The 9,159-nt window shown below is 46.6% G+C and carries 8 protein-coding genes; 4 read left to right on the top strand and 4 right to left on the bottom strand.

Annotated features, from left to right (window positions below; all coding sequences use genetic code 11):
- Nucleotides 1-106 precede the first annotated feature (106 nt).
- The 4 genes from IID12_08375 to add all read left to right on the top strand — a co-directional run bounded on the left by IID12_08375 (nt 107) and on the right by add (nt 4,392).
- A complete protein-coding gene (locus IID12_08375) occupies nt 107-2,101 on the top strand; it encodes an oligopeptide transporter, OPT family (protein MCH8289104.1) in 1,995 nt (664 codons plus the stop codon).
- A 347-nt stretch (nt 2,102-2,448) separates the two neighbouring features.
- The gene (locus IID12_08370; protein MCH8289103.1) at nt 2,449-2,793 is read left to right on the top strand and encodes a PqqD family protein; all 345 of its coding nucleotides are present in this window, start codon (nt 2,449-2,451) and stop codon (nt 2,791-2,793) included.
- The gene (locus tag IID12_08365; protein ID MCH8289102.1) at nt 2,790-3,359 is read left to right on the top strand and encodes a DUF84 family protein; all 570 of its coding nucleotides are present in this window, start codon (nt 2,790-2,792) and stop codon (nt 3,357-3,359) included. The genes IID12_08370 and IID12_08365 overlap by 4 nt, the downstream gene beginning before the upstream one ends.
- Nucleotides 3,346-4,392, top strand: a complete 1,047-nt coding sequence (gene add, locus IID12_08360) for an adenosine deaminase (protein ID MCH8289101.1) — start codon at nt 3,346-3,348, stop codon at nt 4,390-4,392. The genes IID12_08365 and add overlap by 14 nt, the downstream gene beginning before the upstream one ends.
- Before the next feature lie 3 nt (nt 4,393-4,395).
- Here the strand turns inward: add and IID12_08355 are convergent, their stop codons facing one another.
- From IID12_08355 to IID12_08340, 4 genes are read right to left on the bottom strand one after another with little or no spacing between them, the layout of a single operon-like run.
- The gene (locus IID12_08355; GenBank protein ID MCH8289100.1) at nt 4,396-6,747 is read right to left on the bottom strand and encodes a hypothetical protein; all 2,352 of its coding nucleotides are present in this window, start codon (nt 6,745-6,747) and stop codon (nt 4,396-4,398) included.
- A gap of 13 nt (nt 6,748-6,760) precedes the next feature.
- On the bottom strand, nt 6,761-7,228 hold the full coding sequence (locus IID12_08350) for a 6,7-dimethyl-8-ribityllumazine synthase (protein MCH8289099.1): 468 nt from the start codon (nt 7,226-7,228) through the stop codon (nt 6,761-6,763).
- A 12-nt stretch (nt 7,229-7,240) separates the two neighbouring features.
- Entirely contained in the window at nt 7,241-8,446 is a 1,206-nt protein-coding gene (locus IID12_08345) for a bifunctional 3,4-dihydroxy-2-butanone-4-phosphate synthase/GTP cyclohydrolase II (protein MCH8289098.1), read from the bottom strand.
- 23 nt (nt 8,447-8,469) lie between these two features.
- Nucleotides 8,470-9,108 carry a riboflavin synthase gene (locus IID12_08340; protein ID MCH8289097.1) on the bottom strand — a complete coding sequence of 213 codons (639 nt, stop codon included), beginning with the start codon at nt 9,106-9,108 and terminating at the stop codon, nt 8,470-8,472.
- Between the last annotated feature and the right edge of the window lie 51 nt (nt 9,109-9,159).

The following is a 9,159-nucleotide window of genomic DNA, read 5'->3' as shown; positions in this document are numbered from 1 at the left end:
CTTTAATTTATATTTATAAAGTGCTTGGCTATGCGTTCAAAAAAGAGAGAATCTCTTTTCCGGGTATCATAGCACTATTAAGATAATTTAAACATCGGAGGATTGAATGAGTTCACAAAGCGATTCAAATCAAGGCGGTTCCGGGATTTCCACTTTTGTTCCCTACATCTCGGCGGAAACAAAACTGCCTGAAATTACAATCAAGGCTGTTATACTCGGGGTAATCCTGGCTGCAGTATTAGCGGGAGCAAACGCATACCTCGGCTTATTCGCAGGGCTCACCGTTTCCGCTTCGATTCCTGCCGCGGTTATTTCAATGGCAATACTCAGGCTTTTCAAGAAGTCAAATATTCTCGAAAATAATATCGTTCAAACCGCTGCATCATCGGGCGAATCGCTCGCCGCCGGCGTTATATTCACGATCCCGGCTCTGATCATGCTGAATCATTGGACATCTTTCAATTACTTACAGACAACGTTGATCGCAGCACTCGGCGGCGTGATCGGCGTATTATTTACCATACCGTTAAGACGCGCCCTGATAATAGAGGCAAAGCTGAAATACCCGGAGGGTATTGCTACGGCTGAAATACTGAAATCGGGTGAAAAAGGCGGATCAACAATCAAATATCTGATTTGGTCGAGCATCGCCGGAGCCGGGTTCAAATTCGCCGAAACCGGATTACACCTGTGGAGCGCAACCTGGGAATCGGCACGGTACATGATGGGAACCTTAGCGTATTTCGGCGTGAACCTCTCCCCCGCATTAGTTTCAGTAGGCTATATAGTAGGGCTGAACATTGCGACCTTGGTGTTCCTCGGTGGTGTGATATCGTGGATCGTGGCAATCCCCATCTATGTCTGGATGAACGGGATACCGATGGAAGAGGCTGTTCACGCTGCAGGTGACATCTGGAGCACTCAGATACGCTATCTCGGCGTAGGCGCAATGGTTGTAGGCGGCCTCTGGGCGCTGATAAATCTGAGAAAGCCGCTGATAAACGGTATTCGAAGCAGTCTGCAGGCATACCACGGTGATTCCGGCGATGGTAATGTCGCCAGAGTGAGAACGGAACATGATGTATCTATGAAATTGGTCTTGATATTATTGATCGCTTCGATAGTCCCGCTATTTATTCTATATTCGGTCATCGTCGAAGATATTTCCATAGGGGGGCTTATGGCTGTCCTTATGATTATCGCAGGATTTCTGTTTTCAGCCGTAGCGGCCTATATGGCAGGGCTTGTCGGCAGCTCCAATAACCCGATTTCAGGAGTGACTATCGCTACTATACTAACGAGCGCGGCTCTGTTAGCGGCTTTCATGGGCACCGACAGTCCTATAGGACCGGCAGCTGCCATCCTAATCGGAGCGGTAGTATGTTGCGCCGCCGCTATCGGAGGGGACGTGCTTCAGGATTTGAAAGCCGGACAACTGCTCGGCGCAACGCCATGGAAGCAGCAGGTAATGGAAGTCGTCGGTGTTCTTGCCGCAGCAGTGGTCATGGCGCCTGTTCTAACTTTGCTGCTCAAGGCATACGGTATCGGAGTAGCGACCGCAGCTCACCCTAATCCCCTCGCCGCCCCGCAGGCAACACTCATGGCGAGTGTGGCGCTCGGAGTATTCAGAGGGGGGTTACCGATGAATTTGATATACATCGGAGGATTGATAGCCGTGACGATCATACTGATTGATAAATACCTTGAAAAACAGGGCTCATCGTTTAGAATGCCCGTGCTTGCCGTTGCGGTCGGTATCTATCTTCCGTTGGAACTCTCTTCCGCGATATTTATCGGCGGGCTGATCGCATACGCGGCTTCACGCTTTTATAAGAAAAAGATAGATTCCGCGTCCGGAGATGAAATTAATGAAATAAAGGAATCGGAGAAAAAAAGTTCAAGTAATGGATTGCTTTTTGCCTCAGGCTTGATCACGGGTGAAGCATTGGTCGGGATCTTCATGGCAATCCCCATCGTTATGTACCAGGACAGGAATGTATTTGCGTTAGTTTCGGACCCGATAGCGATTCCGGGTATGTTAGCTCTCGCGGCGATAGTATATGTGCTTTACAGGGCTGCAAGAGGGAGCAATAGTTCTTAAGCATTATGTTGCTACGGAAACGTACAGGCAGATATTGACCACCCTAAGTTATTGAGGTTGATGTGGCAGTCAGGGCTTGCCCTGACGCCAATCGGTACTAATCTACGCGGTCAGGGCAAGCCCCGACTCGCACCAAGAGGTTTCCGAAGGGAATTTCGTTCTAATAGACAGCTGTTCCTAATCAAGTTCACTTCCTTTTGGAGGTCAATATGTATTTGAGCTTGCCGAGTATTATGCTGTTATGAATTGAAATAATCGCTATATTACACCAATATTTAGAATCTGCGCCCGGGCCCGACGCACTACGATCCGGGCGTAACTTTAAACAAAATTTTGAAAATTACGCCGTGCGAAATAAAGAGAAAAAAACTGAAGTTAACTTACTCGAACTTGTTCCCAAGAGAATATTAGAGTGGGAATATACCGATGACGGCTTGGTCACGCTGAAGATACCCAAGTTTAGAGGAAAGTTGGGGAATTTCATCACTTCAAAAATGAATTCCCCGGATTATACGGTTCAATTAGATGCGGTCGGCTCCTTTGTGTGGAAAGAGTGCGACGGAGAAAAGAACGTTCTGGAGATTTCTCAGAAAATGAAAGATGAGTTTGGAGATGATGTCGAACCCTTATACGAACGTATATCATTTTTTATAAAAACGTTGACATCTTCAAAAGCTATAGAACTATTATGAAAATCGCCTGCGCATCGAAGCGAAAACCTAAATTAGACGCTCTCGATGAGGCTATGAAGCTTATTTCGGAACAGTTGGATATTCAAGAGTGGAGCATAGATGCTTACTCGATAGACTCGGGGGTCAGTGAAACGCCCAGAATGAGGGAAGAAATAATAAACGGGGCTTTAAACAGGGTAATAACAATGCAGGAGATGCTGATTGATAATCCCGGCTCTGTTGATTTTTACGTCGGTATGGAAGGTGGATTTCACAGGATAAACATAAACGGTGAAAATATTACATTTATCGAGGGGTGGGCTGCCGTGTCGGACGGCAGCGCAGTCAATATCGGCTCATCTCCGAATTTAAGCATACCGAAGAAGTTGGCTCATTACGTTTATGAAGAAAATGAAAGCCTGTCAACAGCCATAGACAGGTATTCAGGATTGGCTGAAGTCAGAGACCGTCAGGGAGTATTCGGAGTTTTGACCGGCAATATTTTGACGAGAGAGTTAAGCTTTAAGTCAGCATTGATAACTGCATTCGCGCCATTTTACAATAAGGAATATTATGAAAACGAATAATTTAGAAATCACCGAAGATCTTATAAGGAGTCTTCCCAAAACCGATCTGCACTGTCATTTGGACGGTTCGCTGAGAATTCAAACAATGCTCGAGCTTGCTGAGGAGCAAGGTGTCTCGCTCCCCGCGGATAATGCCGAAGATCTGGCAAATATAATTCACTCCGGAAGAGAACGGCATAAAAGTCTTGCTGACTATTTGAAAGTTTTCGATCTCACCTTGAGCGTGCTCCAGACGGCGCCTGCTCTTGAAAGAGTAGCATTTGAGCTTGCGGAAGATCAATGGAACGACGGAGTAAGACTTTTAGAGGTCAGGTTCTCGCCCGTATTAAACATCGAAAAGGGCTTGACCCTCACGGATACCATTGAGGCTGTGAAAGCAGGTTTGCATAAAGCTGAGGCAAAATATGGTATTATAACCGGAATCATAGTCTGTGGAATAAGGAGTATCGGAGCGGAAACGTCCCTCATCCTCGCCGAGCTTGCGGTCGCATACAAAAACAGGGGTGTTGTGGGCTACGACCTCGCCGGACAGGAGGAAAATTATCCGGCTAAAGATCACAGAGAGGCATTTTATCTCACACTGAATAACAATCTTAATCTGACGATCCATGCGGGAGAGGCATACGGGCCGGAAAGCATCCACCAGGCTATACATTACTGCGGTGCACACAGGATAGGGCACGGAACGCGGACGAAAGAAGACGGTGATATTCTGAACTACATAAATGACCATCGAATCCCGCTCGAAATGTGTATCACGTCAAATGTTCAAACAGGCAGCGTAAGCAGCTTCGAGTCCCATCCGATAAAGTACTATTATGATCTCGGTCTCCGGGTTACGATCAACACCGATAACATACTTGTATCCAATACGACGGTATCTGAAGAATTTATGGTTGCTCATAAATATTACGGGTTTGATATAAATGACTTCAAGGAAATAATTATTTTTGGGTTCAAGAGCGCTTTCCTACCGTATAAAGATAAAAGAAGGCTTGTCAGGGACGTGGTGGAAGAGCTGGCTAAGTTTTAGTTTCTATCGTTTGATTACAGCTATCTTCGCCGATGCGCTCAATTCCGAAGCGGTATAGACGAAAGCTATGTAAATTCCGCTTGATACCAGCCTGCCGTCATCGTCTCTTCCATCCCAAAAAGCCTGACTTCCTCTGATCTCCCCCGAACCTGAGAGATTTCTTATGAGGTCTCCGTTGATGTCAAGAATCTTAACGCCTGCTCCGTCAGCCAAGTTATCTATTACCAGCTCTCTATCTGCCGGAATTATGAACGGACTCGGATAGGTCCTGACTTCATCCAATGTGAGTAACGGCGCTCTATACTCAGACCGCAATATTGATAAACCCTTGAGAGTCGCTATGAATACGTCACCGGTGTGCGGGTCGAATTCGATCGATGTCACGTTGTTTGACAGTATATCGCTGTTCTTCAAAGTGAAACCATCATTTCCATTGAGCCAGGTGTTGTCATTTAATAATACCTTCACACCCCCCGCTTCTGTGGCAAACCATTTGTTGTTCCGGCTATCCACTTCAATCCGGTTGACGGTATGGTCGGATATTACCGGAAGTATAACCGATAGCTGATTTCTCAGTCCGCTGTCGGTAAGTTCTTCCGGTATAACCAGGCGGTGAACTCCTCCTACCACGGCTATCCAGACAACGTCATCACGGTCAACTGCAATATCCTGTATAATGTTACTTTCGAGACCATCCTTCTTTGTGATCCGCGCCATGATATCGTCTGACTGGTCTCCGAGACTGCCCGAGTAATCTATAACCTGCACTCCCCCTTCCGGCAATAGAATCTCCGAGTCTGCCTGAAACCCCAGCCATACGTTCCCCCGGCTGTCCAACGAGACAGCCCTCAGCACTCCGTTCATAAGACCGGAATCGGAGTCAAAATAGTGCCAGTTTTTAAGAGTGTCGATGACTGCCAAGTGCCTGTTTGTTTGCGCAAATGCATTAGCCACCCAGATATTCCCTGAATTATCCTCGGTTATGTCATCTACGACCACAAATTCGGAGTTTCCTCCATGCCCTTCTGAACCGGCTAATATTCCATCGACAGTGTTGTACAAAACATAATCTTCGGGAGACGACGGGTCGAACTCAAGCATCCCCTTTCCCCCATAGCCGAAATAAACCAGACCGTTGGACGCTGCGAATACTACCTCAACTGTCGAACGAGGAATAGTGAGTGTATCCGCCACATAACGAAGCCAGTCCACGTTGTCGTCGTGAAGCTTCGTCGTTCCGGGAGTGGATAAATAGCTCTTCCACCTCCCGTTCGAATATCTGCTGTGACCCTTGTTAGAGCCTACCCACAGCACTGAGTCACTGCTTATCGACACTGACGTCAGTATGTTATTAAATGGGGAGTTGAGGGCTTGAGTTACGAAACGAGCGGAAGTCCGGTCATATTCCGCCGGTCCTTCTTCGAAAAAACCTATCCATAAGTCCCCTTTACTGCTTGCGGTAATAGCACGTGCCGCACGTCTCTCCCCTGAAAAGACACTCCATCCGCCCCCGGGCGACCTTATATAAACACCCACGTCGGTAGCCATATAAGTTTCGCTGTCCAAATTAAAAAATGAGAAGGAAGTCAAAAAAGAGGGTGATATCTCGCCGTCGACTACCCAGACCGAATCTTCCCTCCGGAATACCAGGTTGTCGGGAGCTGCCAACAAAGTATCGCCTATCGAACCTATCGCGTTAATGTGCCTTTCATCACCTGTACCCATATTATGAGCTACCCAGCTAAGAGGATCCTTCAGGTTTTCGTTCTTTAACGATGCCGATAACAGACCATTGTCCGTACCCACGTAAATTGAATCACCTATTACGGAGATGGCGGTGATCTTTTGAAATGAAACTCCCTGAGGGAAGTTCATAAAGGAGTCTTTGAAATGATACCTCTCCGAGTCAGGATCATACTCGATAAGGAGCAGCCCGACTTGATCGGCCGCTATAAAGCCGGCGAATACCGAATCGCCGCTGATCTCAAGCGCTGTTATCTCACTCAGGTTTTCATTGATAGTGTATATCGATCCGTTCTCCGATGAATAAAAATCTATGTTGCCGGACGGACTGTCCATACCGAGGATAACGGTCCCCCGGCTGTCTATTGCCAGACTTGTTATATCTACGGATGACAGACCGTCAAGAATTGTGATCGTTTTTGTACCGGAAACCCCGTAGGAAATTAATCCGCCGCCTGTCGCCGCATAAACATAATCGCCGAAAGTGTCCATGTCACGAACAATTAGTTTACTTGATTCGACGCGCCATTCATCTATCCTGTTTTCGTTCTGACTCCTGCCTGTGGAAGCCGATATATGAAGCCCCGCCAGGATCAATAAAAGATATTTCATTTATGATCGTCGTTTATTTGATTTTCTTGAAAAGATTGTGCATTTCAATTGCAGCTAACGCAGCATCCCAGCCTTTGTTCCCCATTTTAGTTCCCGCTCTCTCAAGCGCCTGTTCAACGCTGTTGGTGGTCAGTACTCCGAAAATCACGGGGATATTAGAATTATACGCAAGGTCTGAAATCCCTCGCGATACCTCCTGAGCGACATAATCGAAATGCGGTGTTGCTCCTTTGATGACAGCCCCCAGACATATTACCCCATCATATTTTCCGCTCTCAACCAGCTTCTTTGCCACGGCAGGTATCTCCCTGGAGCCCGGAACCCAATAAACATCCTGCGTCTCATCTTTTGCCTCATGTCTTCGCAGGCAATCAAGAGCGCCTTCCAATAACTGGTTGGAGATGATGGAATTGAATCTTCCGACGACAAGAGCGAATTTCAACCCCACCGCTTTGAGTTCACCTTCGATTACGTTTGACATAATTTATTTCCCCTATCCTTTTAATATCATATGGCCAAGTTTATCTCTTTTGGTTTCGAGATACTTTTTATTCTGAACGTGCGGTTCGACTTCAAGCGGCACGCGCTCGATAATCTCAAGTCCATAAGCATCCAAGCCCACCACCTTCTTGGGATTATTGGTCATTAACTTCATCTTACGTACCCCCAAATCTACGAGTATTTGAGCGCCTATCCCGTAATCGCGTAAATCCGGTTTTAATCCTAACGCCTCGTTAGCCTCGACCGTATCCTTACCCAAATCCTGTTGATGATAGGCAAGGATCTTATTTTTAAGCCCGATACCCCTTCCTTCCTGCCTCATATAGAGTAAGATTCCGTTCCCCTCTTCCTCAATGTTTTTGAGAGCTCTGTCTAACTGATCCCCGCAATCGCACCGCATCGATCCGAGAGCGTCTCCTGTCAGGCATTCGGAATGAACACGCACCAGAACAGCTTTTTCTTTCGATACTGTGCCCTTAACCAGCGCTACGTGAGTTTCCTTGCTTAGTATATTCTCGTAGAGGTGCAGAACGAATTCACCGTTTGATGTCGGCATTTTAACCTTCTCAACCAATTCAACCAGCTTTTCGTTTTTTCTGCGGTATTCGATGATATCCCTGACACTTATGAGCTTCAATCCGAATTTTTCTGACATTTCAATTAGTCTCGGAAGCTTTGCCATTGTCCCGTCTTCATCGATTATTTCGCAAAGCACAGCAGTCGGATCGAGTTTCGCGAATCCTGCCAGATCGATCGATGCCTCTGTATGCCCTGCTCTTCTTAGAACGCCCCCCTTAACGGCGAGTATCGGAAATATGTGCCCCGGACGCGCAAGCTGCGAGGGCGTGGTCTCAGGATTATAAATGGTTTTTATCGTTGTTGATCGGTCATGCGCGGAAATGCCGGTAGTCGTACCCTCTTTTGCATCTACGGACACGGTAAACCGGGTTTGATGCAGGGCGGTGTTATCCCTCACCATCAAATTCAGCTTCAGTTTCTCCGCCCTTTCCTCCGTCAATGCAACGCATATCAAGCCCCTGGCTTCTTTTGACATAAAGTTCACGGCTTCCGGAGTTATTTTTTCCGCCACCATTATCAGGTCGCCTTCATTCTCCCTGTCTTCGTCATCGACCACGATGATCATCTCACCCTTCTTATACGCCTTGACCGCTTCAGGTATACTGTTAAACTGTTCCAATTTTAATCCTCAACTTAATTTTTCTAAAATCCCATCTCTCCCAATTGTTCCAGCGACATTCCATTTTCTTCTTTCATGCCGCTCAACATTTTCTTCGCATATTTTGCGAGTATATCAACTTCGACGTTTATAAGATCGCCAATCTTTTTTTCACCTATAGTGGTCGATTTAAGCGTATGAGGTATAAGCGCTACGCTCAATTCGCCGTCGGTTAACGATGCTACTGTCAAACTTATGCCGTCCAGAGAAATCGAACCCTTTTCGACGACAAATTCATTCAAATCAGCCGGGATTTCAACTGTCAGAATCGTACCGTTTTCGATCATCTTTTGAGATTTAATCGGAGCGGTTCCGTCGACATGACCCTGTACTAAATGACCACCCAACCGCTGGGACAACAGTAAAGCACGTTCAAGGTTTACTTTATGTCCAGTGGTATAAGTTTTTATATTTGACCGTGTTATGGTTTCTTCCACTACGTCAACATTGAAATGGTCGTCATTAATCCCGACCACCGTAAGACACACGCCGTCAATCGAAATGCTGTCCTTCAGATTCAGGTCTTCAAGGACTTTACGGCATCCAATCCTCATGCTAATTCCCTTACCCGATTCCTGAATCTTCTCCACTCTTCCGATCTCTTCGATCAATCCGGTGAACATTATGAGTCCCTTTTATCCGGTGATCCTTGAACCATAATATCTTCCCCGATC

The organism is Candidatus Neomarinimicrobiota bacterium (genome assembly GCA_022567655.1).
GTDB lineage: Bacteria > Fidelibacterota > SORT01 > SORT01 > SORT01 > JADFGO01.
The sequence above is the reverse complement of the archived record's forward strand: the minus strand, read 5'-3'. Positions and strand labels throughout refer to the sequence as shown.